This window comes from Rhizobium johnstonii 3841, from assembly GCF_000009265.1.
Taxonomy (GTDB): Bacteria; Pseudomonadota; Alphaproteobacteria; order Rhizobiales; family Rhizobiaceae; genus Rhizobium; species Rhizobium acaciae.
In genome coordinates this window covers 400,198-418,436 of record NC_008381.1, presented here as the reverse complement: position 1 = coordinate 418,436, position 18,239 = coordinate 400,198, and the positions used below count along the sequence as shown (strand labels likewise).

The 18,239-nt window shown below is 61.3% G+C and carries 17 protein-coding genes; 3 read left to right on the top strand and 14 right to left on the bottom strand.

What is annotated here, in order from left to right:
* Positions 1 to 36 precede the first annotated feature (36 nt).
* The 11 genes from RL_RS29410 to RL_RS29360 form a co-directional block, all read right to left on the bottom strand.
* Entirely contained in the window at positions 37 to 1,410 is a 1,374-nt protein-coding gene (locus tag RL_RS29410; protein WP_011654426.1) for an LLM class flavin-dependent oxidoreductase, read from the bottom strand.
* Between the two features lie 37 nt (positions 1,411 to 1,447).
* A complete protein-coding gene (locus tag RL_RS29405) occupies positions 1,448 to 2,197 on the bottom strand; it encodes an ABC transporter ATP-binding protein (protein ID WP_011654425.1) in 750 nt (249 codons plus the stop codon).
* Positions 2,173 to 3,063, bottom strand: coding sequence for an ABC transporter permease (locus RL_RS29400; protein ID WP_041936838.1), 891 nt, complete (start codon positions 3,061 to 3,063; stop codon positions 2,173 to 2,175). Before RL_RS29400 ends, RL_RS29405 begins: the two co-directional genes overlap by 25 nt.
* A gap of 34 nt (positions 3,064 to 3,097) precedes the next feature.
* The gene (locus tag RL_RS29395; RefSeq protein ID WP_011654423.1) at positions 3,098 to 4,123 is read right to left on the bottom strand and encodes an ABC transporter substrate-binding protein; all 1,026 of its coding nucleotides are present in this window, start codon (positions 4,121 to 4,123) and stop codon (positions 3,098 to 3,100) included.
* A 314-nt stretch (positions 4,124 to 4,437) separates the two neighbouring features.
* The gene (locus tag RL_RS29390; protein WP_011654422.1) at positions 4,438 to 4,776 is read right to left on the bottom strand and encodes a hypothetical protein; all 339 of its coding nucleotides are present in this window, start codon (positions 4,774 to 4,776) and stop codon (positions 4,438 to 4,440) included.
* 92 nt (positions 4,777 to 4,868) lie between these two features.
* Positions 4,869 to 5,966: an ABC transporter substrate-binding protein gene (locus RL_RS29385; RefSeq protein WP_011654421.1), complete on the bottom strand. Its 1,098-nt coding sequence runs from the start codon at positions 5,964 to 5,966 to the stop codon at positions 4,869 to 4,871.
* A 51-nt stretch (positions 5,967 to 6,017) separates the two neighbouring features.
* Positions 6,018 to 7,058, bottom strand: a complete 1,041-nt coding sequence (locus tag RL_RS29380) for an ABC transporter permease (RefSeq protein WP_011654420.1) — start codon at positions 7,056 to 7,058, stop codon at positions 6,018 to 6,020.
* Between the two features lie 18 nt (positions 7,059 to 7,076).
* Entirely contained in the window at positions 7,077 to 8,573 is a 1,497-nt protein-coding gene (locus RL_RS29375) for a sugar ABC transporter ATP-binding protein (RefSeq protein WP_011654419.1), read from the bottom strand.
* A gap of 107 nt (positions 8,574 to 8,680) precedes the next feature.
* Positions 8,681 to 9,574 (bottom strand): NAD(P)-dependent oxidoreductase, encoded by an 894-nt coding sequence (locus RL_RS29370; protein WP_011654418.1) that lies wholly within the window; start codon positions 9,572 to 9,574, stop codon positions 8,681 to 8,683.
* Entirely contained in the window at positions 9,564 to 10,121 is a 558-nt protein-coding gene (locus RL_RS29365) for a gluconokinase (RefSeq protein ID WP_011654417.1), read from the bottom strand. Before RL_RS29365 ends, RL_RS29370 begins: the two co-directional genes overlap by 11 nt.
* Before the next feature lie 13 nt (positions 10,122 to 10,134).
* A complete protein-coding gene (locus RL_RS29360; protein WP_011654416.1) occupies positions 10,135 to 10,899 on the bottom strand; it encodes an SDR family oxidoreductase in 765 nt (254 codons plus the stop codon).
* A 134-nt stretch (positions 10,900 to 11,033) separates the two neighbouring features.
* On the opposite strand from RL_RS29360, the gene RL_RS29355 reads away from it, so the two are divergent.
* Both RL_RS29355 and RL_RS29350 read left to right on the top strand, forming a co-directional pair.
* A complete protein-coding gene (locus RL_RS29355) occupies positions 11,034 to 11,975 on the top strand; it encodes a 2-hydroxyacid dehydrogenase (RefSeq protein WP_041936837.1) in 942 nt (313 codons plus the stop codon).
* A 10-nt stretch (positions 11,976 to 11,985) separates the two neighbouring features.
* Positions 11,986 to 13,017, top strand: a complete 1,032-nt coding sequence (locus RL_RS29350) for an L-idonate 5-dehydrogenase (protein ID WP_011654414.1) — start codon at positions 11,986 to 11,988, stop codon at positions 13,015 to 13,017.
* Positions 13,018 to 13,097: 80 nt separating this feature from the next.
* Here RL_RS29350 and RL_RS29345 read toward each other — a convergent pair whose 3' ends face one another.
* Positions 13,098 to 14,174 carry a LacI family DNA-binding transcriptional regulator gene (locus RL_RS29345; RefSeq protein WP_041936836.1) on the bottom strand — a complete coding sequence of 359 codons (1,077 nt, stop codon included), beginning with the start codon at positions 14,172 to 14,174 and terminating at the stop codon, positions 13,098 to 13,100.
* A 226-nt stretch (positions 14,175 to 14,400) separates the two neighbouring features.
* On the opposite strand from RL_RS29345, the gene RL_RS29340 reads away from it, so the two are divergent.
* A complete protein-coding gene (locus tag RL_RS29340) occupies positions 14,401 to 15,327 on the top strand; it encodes an SMP-30/gluconolactonase/LRE family protein (RefSeq protein ID WP_011654412.1) in 927 nt (308 codons plus the stop codon).
* Positions 15,328 to 15,391: 64 nt separating this feature from the next.
* On the opposite strand, the gene RL_RS29335 is transcribed toward RL_RS29340, so the two are convergent.
* Entirely contained in the window at positions 15,392 to 17,518 is a 2,127-nt protein-coding gene (locus tag RL_RS29335; RefSeq protein ID WP_041936835.1) for a vWA domain-containing protein, read from the bottom strand.
* Positions 17,515 to 18,039: an RNA polymerase sigma factor gene (locus RL_RS29330; protein WP_011654410.1), complete on the bottom strand. Its 525-nt coding sequence runs from the start codon at positions 18,037 to 18,039 to the stop codon at positions 17,515 to 17,517. The genes RL_RS29335 and RL_RS29330 overlap by 4 nt, the downstream gene beginning before the upstream one ends.
* Positions 18,040 to 18,239: the final 200 nt, after the last annotated feature.

Sequence of the window (18,239 nt, the reverse complement as noted above, 5' to 3'; positions counted from 1 at the left end):
GGAACAAAACGAAGGGAGGGAAGCCCCCTCAAGAGATCATACGGCCGCCTGCACCTGCTGCTGTCCCGCCTGAACCACAAAGCCATTCGGCGGGCGTTGGAGGCCAAGGTTCTCCCGCAGTGTCGTGCCTTCATATTCGTGCCGGAACAGGCCGCGCTTGCGCAGGATCGGGACGACCTGATCGACGAAATCGGTCAAGGCGGTGGGCAGGATCGGCGGCATGATGTTGAAGGCGTCGGCAGCACCGTTCTCGAACCAGGTCTGCATCGCATCGGCAATCTGCTCGGGTGTTCCGACGACCGTCCGGTGGCCACGAGCCGTGGCGACCGCCAGATAGAACTGGCGCAGCGTCAGATTGTTGCGCGATACCAGGTCGGAAACCAGCTTGAGGCGGCTTTTGTTGAGTTCGGTATTATCAGGCAGGGGAGGGGCGGGATCATCCAGCGAATATCCGGAAAGGTCGATGCCCTTGTAGTGGCGAGCAAGGATATTCCAGGCGATGGAGGGATGAACCAGCGATTGGATATGGTCATAATTCGCCTGGGCTTCCGCTTCCGTCCCACCGAGAACCGGGAATATGCCGGGACTGATCAGCAGTTCATCTGACCGGCGTCCGTAGCGGGCGAGCCGCCCTTTGACGTCGGAATAGAATTCCTGCGCATCCTCGAAGGTCTGGTTGGCGGTAAAGATCATCTCGGCCGTGCGGGCGGCAAGTTCGCGCCCCGGTTCCGATGCGCCGGCCTGCACGACCACAGGATAGCCCTGAACCGGACGACCGACATTGAGCGGGCCGGCCACCGAGAAGAATTTGCCCTTGTGATCGACGAGATGCACCTTGTCGGGATCGAGATAGACCCCGCTTTCCTTGTCGCGAATGAAGGCATCGTCCTCGTAGGAGTCCCATAGGCCCTTCACCAGGTCGACGAATTCCTCGGCCCGCTCATAACGATCGGCATGGGCGGGATGGCCTGATATCGAAAAGTTTTTCGAAACGTCCGCGCCCGTCGTGACGACGTTCCATGCGGCGCGACCCTTGGAGATATAGTCCAGCGACGCGAACCTGCGGGCCAGCAGGTAGGGGTCCTCGTAGGTCGTCGATGCCGTGGCGACGAAGCCGATATGTTTGGTCACCTGGGAAAGGGCAGCCCAGAGGGTCAGAGGCTCGAAATGCGCGCCCTGGGCGGTGCGGCGAAGCGCTTCCGGGTCCTTGGCGCGGTCCCATCCAGCCGGACTGTCGGCGACGAAGACGAGATCGAATTTGCCGCGTTCGGCGGTCTGCGCGAGCTCGCGGTAGTGATCGATATTGAGGCCGGCATCGGCCTGCGCCTCCGGATGGCGCCAGGCGGCGACATGATGGCCGGTCGCCATGATGAATGCGCCAAGCCGCATTTGCCGTTTCGATGTGCTCATTGGCTTATCTCCAGATCAAACTGAACTGTTGCTGATGTCAGGCGGCCTTGCGGCCCGGAAGCTCGACCCCGAGCCGGCTGAGAAGTTGGATCCGGAATTGCGCAAAGCGCGGATCGCCATGGTCGCGCGGTGTCGGCAGATCGATCTTGAGATCCTCGATGAGACGCCCTTCGTCGAGAACCAGGATGCGGTCGGCCAGCGAAATCGCCTCATCGACGTCGTGGGTGACGAGCAGCACGGCAGGACGGTGTCTTGCACACAACTCCCGCAGCAGATCGTGCATTTTCAGCCGGGTCAGCGCATCGAGCGCGCCGAACGGCTCATCGGCGAGAAGCAGGGCCGGTTCGCGCACCAGCGAACGGGCAAGCGCGACCCTCTGCTGCTCGCCACCCGAAAGCTGGTTCGGCCACGCCGTTTCCCGGCCTGCAAGTCCTACCTCCGCCAAAGCCTTCCGTCCGGCTTCCTGGCCGGAAGCGCCGGTCAAGCCGAGCGTGACGTTCTGGATGACGGTGCGCCAGGGCAGCAGGCGGGCGTCCTGGAAAACCACCGAAAGGCTCTCCGGCGTCTCGAGGGTGCCGGTTCCCTCGACACCGTGATCGAGACCGGCAAGAGCCCTGAGGAACGTGCTTTTGCCGGAGCCGCTGCGGCCAAGCAGGGCAACGAACTCGCCTTCCTCGATATCGAGGTCGACGCCGTCGAGGATCGTCTTCGTCGCAAACCGGCGTGCGAGGTCTCGCACGTGGACGGCTTTGGTTGCGGGCTTCAGTTTGCCAGGGTGCGGCGCCATGAGAGGGTCCTCCGTTCAAGCAGGCGGACGAGACCGTCCGAAACGAGACCGAGCAGCACATAGACCACCAGGCCGACGAGAATGACGTCGGTCTGCCCGTAATTGCGGGCAAGATCGATCATGTAACCGAGCCCGCTGGTGGCGTTGATCTGCTCGACCACGACGAGAGAAACCCAGCAGAGGGTGACGGCAAACCGCAGACCCAGAAGAAAGCCCGGCAAAGCACCAGGCAGCACCACCTGAAGGATGAAGTCCTTCTGGCTCATCCGCAGGGTTTCGGCCAGTTCGACATAACGGCTGTCGATGCTGCGGAGCGCATTGTGGGTGTGGATATAAATCGGCACGATGACGGCAAGCGCGATGGTCGTAACCTTCATGCTCTCGCCGATGCCGAACCACAGGATCAGCAAGGGGATCAGGGCCAGCGTCGGTATCGCGCGCTTGATCTGGACCGGCCCGTCGATCAGGGCTTCGCCGATCCGGGAAAGGCCGGCGATCACCGCCAGGATCGTGCCGATCAGCAATCCGATGCTAAGGCCGAGCAGGGCGCGTGTCGCCGACGTCACGAAATTGTCCTGCAGGCGACCCTGCTCTATCAGCCTTACGAAGGCCTCGACCACCGTCCACGGCGCCGACAGGATCCGCGGGTCGATCCATCCGAGCGCCGAGCCGACGACCCAGGTCAAGACGAGCAAGACCGGCCCGATCTGCAACCCGAAAGGGATCGCGGGTCCGGGACCCAGCCTGCGCCGGGCGCGGGGGCCAGTGGAGCCAGCCGGTTTTACGAGGCGAGAACCTGCCCGCACAATTCTACCGCCGGACGACCGCGACAGTTTCGCCTCATCTGCATCCCAAGTGGTTGCCATGCTTCAAATCTCCTCTCCGAAGGGGTGTCGAGCGTTACTGGCTCTTGGCCAAAGCCGCGGCGCCGAGCTTCTCGAAGCGATTGTCGAAAATCTGCTCCACATTGAGCGGCTTGTAGCCGAGCTCGTCTGCCAGCAGGTCGATGGTTTCCTGGTGGCGCTTCTTCACTTCGCTCCAATCGCTGGGAACGACCTGTTCGCCGGTCAACTTGACGAGATATTCCCCGTCCTCCTGGCTCAACCCCTGCTGACCGACGTAATATTCCTTGATCCAGAGGTCCGGGTTCCGGTTCACCCATTCAGTGGCGCGTGCCCACAGGCCGACATATTCGGCGAGAGCTGCCGCCTTGGCGGGATCGTCCAGAACCCATTGCGGCGCGTAAAGATGGCTCGGATCGTCGCGCAGGCCATGTTCCACGAGGGTCGCCCCATCAGGCCCGTATTGGGTGATATAGCGCCTGATGTAGACGCCGCCGAGCGGCGCGATGTCGACCTGCTTGCTCGCCAATGCCTTCGGGTAGACGTCACTGGTGCTAGGCAGCTCCACCAGAGTGACGTCGCCGCTCTTCAACCCTGCGGCATGGAGGGCACGCAGAACGAGCGTGCCCTGTGCCTGACCCGGGCTGAAGGCGATGCGCTTGCCGCGGAAGTCCGCGAGCGTCTTGACGGCCGCGCCTGGCGCGATCCCGAAGCGGTAGATCGGATTGGCGATCGGGTCACGGCGTTCGCGATAGGCGATGTTGCGGACGGGCAGATTGTTCCAGTTGGCGAAGATGGAGGGTATCTCGGCCACCGATCCGACATCGAGTGCATGGGCGCGGAAAGCTTCCGACGTCTGCGGCCCGCCGCTGATATTGGCCCATTTGACCTCGAAACTGAGCTCCTTGCCGAGGCCGGACACTTCGAGCGCTTTCTGAGTGACCGGATCGCCGATTGTCAGCACCGTGCCTGCCGGCACCTTGGGAAGCAGCGGAGCCTCTGCCTGGGCTGCCGCCGGACCGTGAATGGCACTGAGACCAAGCAGACTGAACAACGCAATTTTGAATGTCTTTGCCAATGTCATCGTCGATCTTCCCGTTTCGGATTGTTGTTTGCAGGAGCGATGCACGGTAAGATGGAACACAATCTACTAAATCGATAGACTATTCAGTTTAATGAAAGTGGCGCTGAGGGAAAATTGTCCTCAAAAGTTGGGCAACAGAAACGATCGCATCCGTCGCGTCCGAGGATGCTCGGCGCACAAAACGTGAAAAATCGCCCGGGAGGCTCGTCCGCGGGCGCTTTCCGGGTCTTTGTTCAAACCCTTACTTTTGTTTAAGCCGGGCAGCGGACCGGAGCAGTCGCCCAAGCCGTCACGGACGTCGGGATCACCTGATCTCAAGCAATATGCGGTGCATATTCGTTGGCCGCGAATACGTGATGGTGCACCTTGCCGGTAAAGAGCTGCAGGAGTTCGCCGGTGACCTCGCGGCTCTCTGACCGCACATCGGAGAGAAGTGCCGCGTTCACCGCATCCATATCGGGATAACGAATGGCCAAGGCCATGGCATAGATCGGGGCGCCTTCGTCGCGCTCCATCCCGTGCAGCACCCGGATTTCCTCGGCGCCCGGAAATTTCGTCCAGAGAGGGACGAGCCGCTGCCGCACGAATTCGCGGAATTCCCCTTCTTTACCGGGATGGATTTCGCCTTCAAACAAAGCATAACGAATGATCATAGGTTCTCTTTTCCAAAACTCGCCGGAGCTGGATCGATGGCGCGCTGTCGTAGGATCAGGGCGTATCGGTCGATACGCCCTGGGAGGGAGGACTATTTGCCCCAGATTTTCTTGTATTGATCGCGATAGCCGTTGTCGGGATCGAAGCTATTCTTCGGTCCACCGTCAAACTCGACGTTCTCGCTGGTCACCACATGGAGCGGCGACACGTAGCCGGACCATGGAGCTTTCGCAAAGGCGCGGTTCAATTCGTCGACGAGCTGCCAGCCCTGGAGGTTGAGCGGCTCGGCGACCGTGACGGCCTGGAACTGCTTGGCGCGGATACGCTGATAGGCGCTCTCCGAACCGTCGCCGGCTGCGACGTTCACCGGTTTTCCATCACCGGCAATACCGGCCGAAGCGAGCGAAGGTCCCATGAAATCGTAATAGAGGTCGTTGATCGCCAGCGAATGCGTCCACTTCGCGCCATACTTCTGCAGAAGCGATGTGGTCAGCTGCGGCATGCGTTGAGAGGTTTCGGCGATCGGCGTGTCGACATATTCGAGCACGGTGCCGCCGAGATCCTCGATCTCCTTCTTCATGCGATCGGCCTTGGCAATCGCGATCGCATAGGTGGAGTCGGTGAAGATGATGACGCCCGGCTTGCCGGCGGCATCGGCGAAGGCCCAATCCGCTGCAGACTTCGACACTTCCATCGCGTCAGTGGTGACGTTTGCGAAGACACCGACTTCGGGAACCGGACCGACGGCCGAGGCGGCGTGCCAGGAAACCATCGGAATGCCGGCAGCCTTGGCCGCTTCCATCGCCGGCTTCTGCTCGACCGCGTCAAAGCCGTTGATGATGATGCCATCCGGCTTCAGCGCCATGGCCTGGCCGAACGCCGCGGTCCGTCCGCCGATCGAACCGGCGCCGTCAAGAGCCTTCACCGTCCAGCCGAGCGCGCCTGCCGCTTCCTGAACGCCATTGACCACGCCGAGGATGCCGCCGTTTTTCATATCACCGGCAAGAATGACGATGTTCTTTCCGGCAGCGCCCTTGGGGCCGCTCGTCGGGCCATCCCAGGCGCTCACCTTGGAAGCATACTTTTCGACCACGGCTTTGGCGTCGGCCATCGAATCGGCCCATGCCGGCATGCTGAGCATAACGGCGACGGTTGCGACCGTTGCCTGCAATAATGTTCTGCGCTTCATGTTCACTCCTCCATTTTGTTTGTTGTGAAATGCCGGGATGAGCCGGCATCCTCATTTGGATGCGGGTGTGATCCTCCTCACAGCTCCGCGCTTGCGCTGGGCGTAACCTGCTATGCCGATGGCAATCAGCAGGGTCACACCGTTGAACAGCGGTTCGACGAAGAACGACCCGCCGAATTGCTGAATTCCTGATATTCCGACCGCCAGGATGATGACGCCGATCAAGGTACCCCAGACGTTCACCCGGCCGGGCTTGATCGTCGTCGATCCGAGGAATGCGCCGACAAGCGCCGGCAGGAGATATTCGAGGCCGACGCTTGCCTGGCCGATGCGCAGCTTCGAGGCGAGAAGGACCCCGGTCAGAGCCGCGAGCAGCCCCGAGGTGACGAATGCGCCGATCACGAATTTGCGGACGGGAATGCCATTGAGGGCCGCCGCCTTCGGATTGGCGCCGATGGCGTAGAGGTAACGGCCGATCGGCAGGTATTCGAGCACGATCCACATGCAGATGGCGATCAGGAGCACGTAGAAGCCGGTGATGGGCAGGCCGAACAGCATGGTGCCGTTCAGCGCATAGAATCCCTCCGGCAGGACGCCGACCACCTGTCGCCCGCCGGTGTGCCAGAGCGCAAGCGCATAGAGGACCGTTCCGGTGCCGAGCGTCGCAATGAAACTGTCGATTTTCGCGACCTCGACCAGCAGGCCGTTGATGAAGCCGGTGAGGATGCCGAGCGCGAGCACTATGACGACCGCGACCGGCCAGGGCAGGCCGTAGGCAGTTTGCAGGCTGATGGCGAGAATGTGCCAGAGCACGATGCCATAGCCGACGGTCAGATCGATGCGACCCGATGCCATCGGGATCATCGCAGCCAGCGACAGAAGCGCAATGATGGCCTTGTCGGACACGATCGAGCGGACGTTCAACAGGGTCGGGAACGTATCGGGCAGAAGGATCGAGAAGATCACGATCAGGCCGACGGTCAGGATAACCAGCCCGTAGACCGGGATCAGGCGCCCGATCTTCTGTCCGGTGGACAGACCGGCCATTTCGCTCTTGGTCGGCTCCAGCGCCGTGGATTCAATGGATTGCATAGCTGTTCTCCCGATGGCTCAAGCGGCTTCCGACGCGGATGCGGCCGTGATGACCGCCTCCGTCGTCAGAGCGCTTCCAGTCAGTTCGCTGACGATTTTCCCGCGCGAGAAAACCAGCGCGCGGTGGCAGATATGGGCGATTTCCTCGAAATCCGTCGACACCACGACAACCGCGAGACCGGCCTCGAGCGCCTGGGTGATCAGACGGTAGATCTCCGCACGCGCGCCGATGTCGACGCCGGCGGTCGGATCTTCCGCGACCAGCAACTTGCGGCCGGTCGCCAGCCAGCGGCCGACGACCACTTTCTGCTGATTGCCGCCCGACAGGGCCTCCACCGGCAGATCCGGGTCGTTCGGCCGCAGGCCGACGGAATGGCCGATCTTATGGGCAAGGTCGGCTTCGCCGCGCGGCGACAGGAAGGACAAAAGTCCACGTCCGACGGCTCCCGGATTGAGGTAGGTATTTTCCCGAATGGAAAGCGAGAGCGCCACGGATTCTTCCGTCCGGTCACGGGCGATCAAGCCGATGCCCGAGGCCATGGCCCGTCTCGGGCTGGAAAGGTCCGGGGCCTCGTCATGCAGCAGAACCGAGCCGTTGAAGGGCTCGCAGCCGAACAGGGCGCGGCCGATCCGTTCCTGACCGGCGCCACGCAATCCAGCCAGTCCCAGAAGCTCGCCCTCGCGGATATCGAAGGATATCGGGCCTGTGCCGGCGCAAACGAGATCGCGGACCTCAACGATCGCCTTGCCGGGCGTGATCGCGGTCTTGGAAAAGAGGCTGTCGCCGCTGCGGCCGATGATCATCATCACCAACTCCTCGGGGGTCGTCTCGCTGACGGGCTTCTGTCCCACCATGCAGCCGTCGCGCAGAACGGCGACCCGATCGGCAATCCGGAAAATCTCGTCGAGCCTGTGGGAAACGTAGATCATGCCGACGCCGCGATCCTTTAAGGGGCGGATCGCATTGAAAAGCCGATCGACTTCATCGGCGGGAAGGCTCGCCGTCGGCTCGTCTAGCACCAGAACGTCGGCTTCGACGGCAAGCGCACGGGCAATGGCGACAAGCGATTTCTCGGTACGCGACAGCGCCGAGACCCGCGTCGTGGGATCAAAGTCGCAACCGACCAATTTCAAGGCTTCCTTGGCACGCGCCTGCGTCCTGTTCCAATCGATCAGGCCGCGACGCATCGAGAAGCCCTGCGATAGGCCCATGTTCTCGCCGACCGTCATCCACTCGATCAAACCGAGATCCTGGTGGATGAAGGCAACCGGCTGCCGCTCGTTCGGCTTGGGAGGACGATGATGGTAGCTCTGACCGCGAAAAAGGATGTCGCCGGTATCGGGCTTGTAGATGCCGGCAAGCGTCTTGATGAGCGTCGATTTGCCGGCGCCGTTTTCCCCCAGCAGCGCGAGGATTTCCCCCTCGCGAAGGTCGATCGAGACGTCGCGCAGCGCTTGCGTCCCGCCGAAGCTCTTGGTGATCGACTGGAACTCCAGCAGTCTCTTGGCTTCCACTGTGGCTCCTCCCAAAGCTGCGGTTGTCATTGGCTGTATGTTATCGATAACATTTATGGATGGTCAAGCGGAAAGATGAGGATCCCAAATTTCCCGGGAAATTGACGTCAGCCGGGCTGAAATCCGTCGAGAAGACGCATCATCTCAGCCGAGTCTCTTGCTCCAAGCCCGGCAGCGCAGAGCAGGCGGTGAATCTCGACCACCGAGCCGGTCATCGGCAATGGCGTCTTGGTCTTCAGCGCAAAGGCCTGAAGCGAATCCAGGTCCTTCAACATGTTGTCGATTCTGCCTGTCGGCGAGAAATCCCGGGCAGCGAATTTTGCCATGAATTCCTGCATTATCCGGTTGTCTGCCCTGCCGCCGGCAAGGGCTGTTGGAATGGCGGCCGGATCGACGCCGCCGGCTTCAGCGAGCTTGACCGCCTCGGCGACGGCCTGAAACAGCACGGCGCAAAACAATTGATTGATCAGCTTCGTCGTCTGCCCGGCGCCCGATGCACCCATCAGCGTGTAATTGGCGGCAAGATGCCGCATCACCACGCGCGCCCGTTCGAAATCCTCAGCGCTGCCGCCCGCCATGATCGTCAGGCGCCCGCTCAGCGCACCCGGCACGCCGCCGGAAAGCGGGCAATCCACCCATGCCATGCCCGTTTCCCGACGCAACCGCGCCGCCATGTCGGCCGTGTCGGCCGGGTCGATCGAGGACATGTCGATCAACACCTTGTCGGCATTTGCCGCCGCCGCAACACCCTTTTCGCCGAAGACGACGGCGCGGACGATATTTGCGTGATTGAGGCTGAGCACACAAAACGCCGACCGTGAGACCGCTTCCTCCACGGAGCCGGCCGGGCGCGCACCCTTGGCCTCCAAAGCCGCGACTTTTTCGGTATCCAGATCGAAGACGAAAACCTTATGCCCGGTTTCGATCAATCGTGTGACGATTGCCGTTCCCATGATGCCGGCACCGATGACGGCGACATCTGCTCTGTAGTCATCCTGCATGATAATCTCCTCCCTTGACGGCCATGCCGCTCAGTCCCTTGCAAGCCAGTGCCACGATATCATCCAACGCATTATCGATCGCCACCGTCACAACACCAGCTTCACCGGTCGGCGGCTCCAGCGTCTGCAACTGGCTGTCGAGCAAAGTCGCGGGCATGAAATGGCCCTGACGGGCCTGCATCCGAGACAGCAGCAGATCGCGGGACCCTTCGAGGAAAACAAAGGCGAGGTGCCCGTCCGCCGCCTGTCTCAACCTGTCGCGATAGCTTCTCTTCAGCGCCGAACAGGAAATCACCAGCCCTTGCGATGCTTCTTGCGCGGTCCTTATTTCCTCGCCGATCCGATCGAGCCAGGGCAGGCGGTCGTCGTCAGCAAGCGGTATGCCCTTCGCCATCTTCTCGACATTTCCGGCAGGATGGAGTTGGTCACCTTCCAGAAACGGCAGGCCGTTTCGAGCGGCGAGATGCTCTCCGACCGAGGATTTGCCGCAGCCGCTGACGCCCATGACGACGACGGCCAGGGGTGGCGCCTTTTTCTCGAAATCCATGGTCTCGTCTCTATCAAAGGGAGGTCGTGATGCCGCCGTCGACATAAAGCGTGTGCCCGTTGATAAACGACGAGCCGCGGCCTGACAGGAAAACGGCGGCACCCACCAATTCCTCGACATTGCCCCAGCGTCCGGCTGGTGTCCGCTTCTCGAGCCAGGACGAGAACTCGGGATTGTCGACGAGCGCCTGATTGAGCGGCGTCTTGAAATAGCCCGGCGCAATCGCGTTGATCTGCAGGCCGTACTTGGCCCAATCGGCGCACATGCCGCGGGTCAGATTGCGCACCGCACCCTTGGTCGCCGTATAGGGAGCAATGCCGGGGCGCGCCAGTTCGCTTTGAACGGAAGCGATGTTGATGATCTTGCCCTGGCCGCGGGCGATCATGGGTTTGGCTGCCGCTTGGCCGACGTAGAACACGCTCGAAATATTGGTGGTCAGCAGCAGTTCCCATTTGTCCGCAGGAAAATCTTCCAGCGGCGTGCGAAACTGCATGCCGGCATTGTTGATCAGGATGTCGAGCGGCCCGATATCGGTTTCGATCGCGTCTATGCCTTCTTTGGCAGCGTCCTTGCTGGTCACGTCGAAGATCGCCGCATGGGCAGACAGGCCTTGATCCTTGAGGCTCTCGACCGCACGTTTGACGCTTTCGGGCGTGCGGCCATTGATGATCACCTCGGCGCCATGCTGCGCCAGGCCTTCGGCCAGGGCATAGCCGATCCCCTGGCTCGAGCCGGTGATCAGGGCGCGCCGTCCGGTAAGATCAAACAAGTTCTTCATACAAATCACTCCTCCGGTCTCCCGCGGGCAACGGCTTACGCTGCCGCTGACGGTGAAACTCACTTGACATCCCTTTTCCGAATTATATGTTATCGATAACATAATCAACTGTCAAAATGCGGGATGGAAACGGAATGCCTGAGGTAGAAATCTTGATGGCCGGAGCTTATCCGGAATGGGACATGGTGGATCTGGAGGCGAACTACCGCATCCATCGCCTCTGGGAAGCGACAGACCGGCAGGAGCTGATCTCCAGGGTCGGCAAGGATATCCGCGCCATAGCGACCCGCGGCGAACTCGGAGCGTCCGCAGAGCTGATGGCGCAATTGCCGAAACTGGAAATCGTCTCCTGTTACGGCGTCGGCACCGACGCAATCGACTTGTCCTATGCCCGCGCCAACGGCATTCGCGTCACGAACACCCCCGATGTGCTGACCGAAGATGTCGCCGATATCGCCCTCGGACTGCTGCTTGCCACGGCACGGCAGATCCCGCAGGCCGATGTTTTGGTCCGCTCCGGCCAATGGGGCAGTGTCGCCATGCCGCTGGTGACGCGCGTCTCGGGCAAGAAGGTGGGGATCGCCGGCATGGGCCGGATCGGCAAGGCAATCGCCAGAAGGGCTGCCGCGTTCGGCTGCGACATCTCCTATTTCGCCCGCCACAATCACAAGGATGTGGCTTACGCCTATGAACCCGACCTGATCGCGCTTGCGGATTGGGCCGACTTTCTGATCGTCATCGTCCCCGGCGGGGAGGCGACCATGAAGATCATCAATGCTGAGGTGCTTAAAGCGCTCGGCCCTAACGGCATCTTGATCAATGTCTCGCGCGGGACGACCGTCGACGAAGAGGCGCTGATCGCAGCCCTTCAAGACCGCACCATCCAGGCGGCTGGCCTTGATGTCTTCCTGAACGAACCCAAGATCGATGCCCGTTTCCTGACGCTTGGGAACGTCGTGTTGCAGCCCCATCACGGCTCTGGCACTGTCGAGACCCGCAAGGCCATGGGCCAACTGGTCAGAGACAATCTCGCTGCGCATTTTGCCGGTAGCCCGCTTCCAACTCCTGTCGTGTGAGGGTCCCGATATGAAAGCCATCGTCATTCATGCTGCCAAGGATCTGAGGATCGAAGAGCGCGAGCCGGAGGTTGCGGGCGCCGGGCAGGTGGAGATTGCCATCGAAGCCGGCGGCATCTGCGGTTCCGACCTGCATTATTACAATCACGGCGGTTTCGGCACCGTTCGCCTGCGCGAACCGATGATCCTCGGCCATGAGATCGCCGGCACGGTCAAGGCGCTGGGCTCCGGCGTCGCCGATCTTGCCGTCGGAGACCGTGTCGCGGTTTCCCCGAGCCGGCCGTGCAACCATTGCCAATATTGCCTGAAGGGGCAGCAAAACCACTGCCTCAACATGCGGTTTTACGGCAGCGCCATGCCGATGCCGCATATTCAGGGCGGTTTTCGCCAGCGGCTGGTGGCAGAGCGTTGGCAGTGCCACAAGGTCACTGACGGCATTTCCATTCACGAGGCCGCCTTTGCCGAACCCTTTGCCGTGACGCTGCATGCGGCAAACCGCGCCGGCTCGCTGCTGGGCAAACGCGTGCTGGTCACCGGTTGCGGCCCCATTGGGATGTTGGCGATCGTCGCGGCGCGCGTTCTCGGCGCCCGCGAAATCGTCGCGACCGACGTGACGGACAGCGTTCTGGCAATCGCCCGCACCAGCGGCGCCGATCGAACGATCAATGTTGCCACCCATGCTGCCGACCTTGCGGCTTACAGCGCTGACAAGGGATATTTCGATGTCATGTTCGAAGCGTCGGGCAATGAGAGGGCCGTGCGCGCCGGCCTGGAGACGCTTAAGCCCCGCGCCATTCTCGTGCAGCTCGGCCTTGGCGGCGATGTCTCGATCCCGCAGAACATGATCGTGGCGAAGGAAATCGAGATGCGCGGCACATTCCGTTTTCACGAGGAATTTGCGCTCGCCGTCGAACTGATCAACGCGCGTCGCGTCGATCTGAAGCCGCTGCTGACCGGTGTCTTTGGGATCGAAGAGGCCGTCGCGGCCTTCGAATTGGCGGGCGACCGCAGCAAGTCCATGAAAGTGCAGATTGCTTTCTGACCGACTGCATGATCCCTGCAGCCATTCAAAGTGTTACAGCGCCGCGCATCTGAAAAGACGCGCGGCGCTTTAGTCTAGTCTCAAGCGGTCGGTGCGCCGTTCCGGTCCGTGCTTTCGCGCAAGACAACCTTGTAGCCTGTCAATGTGATCTCATCGCCAGTCGCCTCGCCGGTATGGAGGGCATCCATCAGGCGGGCGGCCGCCTGGCGGCCGATGCCATAACAGTCCACATTGATGGTCGTGATGCGTGGATGACAGATAGACGAGATCTCGTAATCGCCGAAACCGGCAATGGCGATGTCCCTTGGAACCTTCATTCCCCTGCGCGTGCATTCCATGATGGCGCCGAAGGCGGAAAGGTCGGAGACGCAGAGAACCACTTCCGTGTCCGGCCAGCGCTCCAGCAGGCTGACGATCGCCTGGCCGCCCTGTTCCATGGTGATGGGCGGCACACCGAAGGAAATCATCCGTCCCGGTCCGAGGCCCAGTTCTTCGACAGTCTTCTGGAAACCGCTGCGCCGCTGGCTGCCGCGCGTATCGCGCGCCGTCGTTCCTCCGATATAGCCGAACTTCCGATATCCCTGGCTGGCAAGCGTCCGCACCAGCAAGGCCATCGCCTCGCTGTTGGAAAAGCCGACGACCTGATTGATCGGATCTTCCGGAAGTTCCCAGGTCTCGACAACAGGAATGCCGGCTTTTACGAGCATGCGCCGCGCGCGCGCCGTGTGCGAACCACCGGTCAGGATGATGCCTTCCGGGCGGCGGCGCAGCATCGCCTCGATCAGCTCTTCTTCCTTCTCCGTCGAATAGTCGGTATAGCCGAGAAGGAGCTGAAGGCCGGTATTCTGCAGCGCATCGGTCATGCCCCGCGCCGTGTCGGAAAAATTCGAATTGTTGATCGAGGGCACCAGCGCGGCGATGAAGCCGCTCCGCCGCGACGAAAGACTGCCGGCCGACAGATCGAGCACATAACCGAGTGCATCGACGGCTTCCATGATGCGCTTTCGGGTCTCCTCGGAAACACTTGCATCCTGGCGAAACGCACGCGAAACGGTCATGGCAGATACGCCGACATATTTGGCGACCTCCGCCATCGTCAGCTTTTGAGCGTCTCCTGGCTTGAGACGCTTGTCTTTCGGCTCATCCTCGTTTTTCACTGGTCTCCGCTTTCAAACAAGCTTCCGAGTTGGGTAGTCTAAGACACGATAAAGTTATCGCTATCATCGTACAATCGATATTATTGCAGGAATGCACCATTCCAAAGCCCAAAAACCAAGATTCCTGGGGCGTTTTCGCAAAGGTCGGCAGATCGGTATCTGTACGAAGCCATCAGAACACGGCAAGATGATATCGATAACAATTTTAGGGAAATGGAGGAGCACCATGTTCGGGCAAATTGACGGTACGAGGTTTGAGGTTCTCGACCCGCGTTTTGAAAGCTGCTTCGTCGGTCATGCCCGCGTCGAGCGGCTTTGGACGGGCGGCCGCTGGCTGGAGGGACCGGCCTGGTTTGCCGCCGGGCGGTATCTGGTTTTCTCGGATATCCCCAACAACCGGATGATGCGCTACGACGATACCAGCGGGCAGACATCGGTATTCCGTTCGCCCAGCAACAATTCGAATGGCAACACGGTCGACGATCAGGGCCGGCTGATCACATGCGAGCATCTGACGCGCCGTGTCACGCGGACGGATTTCGACGGCAGGATCACCGTTCTGGCCGATCGAATTGCAGGCAAACGGCTCAATTCTCCAAACGACGTCACCGTCAAGTCCGATGGGACCATCTGGTTCACCGACCCGAGCTACGGCATCCTCCACGACTACGAGGGCGACTATGGCGATGCGGAAATCGGCGGATGCCACGTCTACCGGCATGATCCGGCAACAGGCACGACCGATCAGGTGACCTCCGATTTCGTCAAGCCGAACGGACTGGCCTTTTCCCCGGATGAGACGCTGCTCTATGTTGCCGACACCGGGGCAACGCACCTGTCCGGCGGTCCGCGTCATATCAGAAAGCTCGCGGTCTCGAATGAGGGAAGGTTGAGCGATCTCGGCGTTTTCGCAGAATGTACCTCAGGCCTGTTCGATGGCTTTCGCGTCGACCGGAAAGGCCGGATATGGACGAGCGCCGGCGACGGTGTGCACGCTTACGATCCGGATGGTACTTTGATCGGCAAGATCCATATTCCCGAGGGCGTCTCCAACGTTGCTTTCGGCGGAGAGAAATTGAATCGCCTCTTCATCACCGCGAGCACGTCTCTCTACGCTGTCTATCTCACCGCCAACGGGTCGAGACTGGGATAATCACTCAGCAGAGGCCGCCCTTTTGGGACGGCTTCTTGTTTGGTGCGGTTTTGTGCCTCTTGCCTCATCGTTGACTGAGGCCGTCCGCCAGCCGGACGAGACCGAGGAAATCCGACCTGTAACCGAAGGCGTCCGTGCCTCGCGATGCCGCGGCGAGATCGGCGATCGCCTGATAGGAATAGGTGTCGACGGCGGCGACATGGCTCAGTTTCTGGCCGAAGGCTGCGACGGCCACCGAGAAGCGGACATCCTGCGGCGCTGCATCGACGGTGGCGACCGCGTTGTTGTCGTCGACAGGCGTGGTGATGAGGGCGCTCTTGTCCTCACCCGGCCGCTTGTAGCGCATCTTGACGAAGGCAAGCTCGCCTTGATGGGCGCTGTCGGCGGCCTCGGCCGGCACCTTGTCGGCTGCGCCGTACCGCAGATCGTCATTCATCACCGCGGGGCTTCCCTTGGGCGTAATCTCGTAAATTGCCGTGACGCTATGGCCGGAGCCGATATCGCCGGCGTCGACACGGTCATTGTTGAAATCCTCACGGTTCAACGCCCGTGTCTCGTAACCGATCAGCCGGTATTCGGCGATCCGTTCCGGGTTGAACTCGACCTGAAACTTGACGTCGCTGGCAATCGGAAACAGCGTCGATCCGGCCTCTTCGACCAGCGTCTTCTGTGCCTCTGCCAAGGTGTCGATATAGGCAGCACTGCCATTGCCGTTCTGGGCCAACGTCTGCATCAGGGAATCGTTGAGATTGCCCCGCCCGAAGCCGAGCACTGTGAGGAAGATGCCGTCCTTGCGTCTCTCCTCGATGATGCGCTTCAAATCCTCGTCGCTCGACGGGCCGACATTGAAGTCGCCATCCGTCGCCAGCATCACCCGGTTGACGCCGTCCTTGACGAAGCCCTGCTTAGCAAGATCGTAGGCCGCCTCGATGCCTTCGGCGCCGCCGGTCGAGCCTCCAGCCTCCAGCCTGTCGATTGCCGACAGGATCTTCGATTTCTCCGCCACCCGCGTCGGCGTCAGCACCGTGCCGGCATTGCCGGCATAGGTGACGATCGAGACGGTATCGTCGGGTTTCAGCCTGTTGACCAGAAGCCGGAAGGCGCTCTTCAGCAGCGGCAGTTTGTCCGGCTCGTCCATCGAGCCCGACACGTCGATCAGGAAGACCAGATTGGCATGCGGCGTGGTCGCCGGCGCGATGTCATAGCCCTTGATTGCCACATGCATCAATTCCGTGTCGTGGTTCCACGGGGTCGGCATGACAGTCACCGTCGCCTTGAAAGGCTGTTCGGCATTATCAGGGCCCGGCCAGTCATAGGGGAAATAATTGATCATCTCCTCGACGCGGACCGATAGTGGATCGGGCATCGCCCCGCCTGTCAACGACCGGCGGACGAAGGCATAGGACGCGCTGTCGACATCGGCCGAGAAGGTGGAAACCGGATCCGTCGCGACGCTCTTGATCGGATTTGCCGCAGCATTGGCAAACCGCTCGCGATCGGGGTCGAGCTGAATCTGCACACGCCCCTCCGCCGGCGGCGCAGGCGAGGGGGCAATGGCGGCCATCGGTTCGGCCAACTGCCGCTGGGGGGCGATGCCGGGAGCGGCCGGCGCCGAGCGTTTGGCGGCCCCGAGTGCCGCGGCAGCCCCCTCCGGCTTGTTCGTGAGGGCGGCGATGTCGTTGGCATCGAATTCGGATGTCTGCGACGAATCGGGTTTCGCGACTGCGGGCGCCTCCTTGTCCTGCGGGGCTTGCGCGACAGCGACAGATTGCTCAGCCAGGCTGTTGTTCCCGGCCGGTGCTTGCGGCGCGATCGTAACCGGCTGACCGACGGTTGCGGCCGGTTGTTTCGACGCCTCACTTTTCGAAAGATCGCCGGCGATCTCGGTCTGATCGACGATCGGCGATCCGTTGCGGGTCAGCTCGATCGTAAGGTAACCGGCGGCCGGAATGACCAGCAGCGTCGCAAGGGCTGAACCGGCGAGGAATTTCTTGTTCATGATAGGGCTCCATATCCAGTTGATGATGGAGCTTTGACGCCAGCCTTTCGCATTTCCTTGGGCGGCCGGCGCATTATTTTCTGCGGTGTCGAAGGCCTGCATCGCGGCAGCAAGCGCACGCGCACGCGCCTCCGGCGTCGCTGCCGGCGGTGTCAGGCGGGAGAGCTTTTCGAGTTCCTTGTCCACGGTCATACCTCTTCCTTGCCGAGCACGGTCTTCAGCCTCTTGCGCGCCTCATGAACCTGCCAGGACACGGTCGCCTCCGAGCAACCCATGACATCGGCGGCAGCCGAATGGCTGAGACCTTCGCCGTAAACGAGCAGCACCGCGTCGCATTGCCTTTCCGGCAAGGCGCGCACGGCTGCCCATAATTCGCTCGATAGCTCGTCGTCATTTCCGGCCGGCGCATCCTGCTGCGGTTCGGCGGCGTAAGCACGGAATGTCTGCTCCTCTCGTGCAAGCTTGCGTCTATGGTCACGGGCGGCGTTGAGCGTCAGAGTATAGAGCCATGTCCTGAAGCGGCTGGCGCCGCGAAAGCTCCGGATTACCGCGCCGAGCTTGACGCAGACCTCCTGGGCGATGTCGTCGGCGTCGGTGGAACTGCCCGACCAGCGCCACGCCGTCGCATGGACGAAATCATAATGGCGCGAGACCAGTTGCCCAAAGGCCTCCCGGTCGCCGCCTTGCGCTCGTTCTATGAGCTCTGCGTCCAATTCCGCACCTACCCCAAACCAACCAGCAAGATGCTATTTCGAGATTGAGACGTTTCTCGGATGACTTTCCTTGGGTCGATGGCGAAAAAATTATCGAGAATTTTGAGTGGCGCGACATTCATGGGTCGCGGCCAGACAGATCGTCCCCGTCACAAAGGCGCATGATGAGGACAGAGTCGGCCGAGGACGTGATCTACATC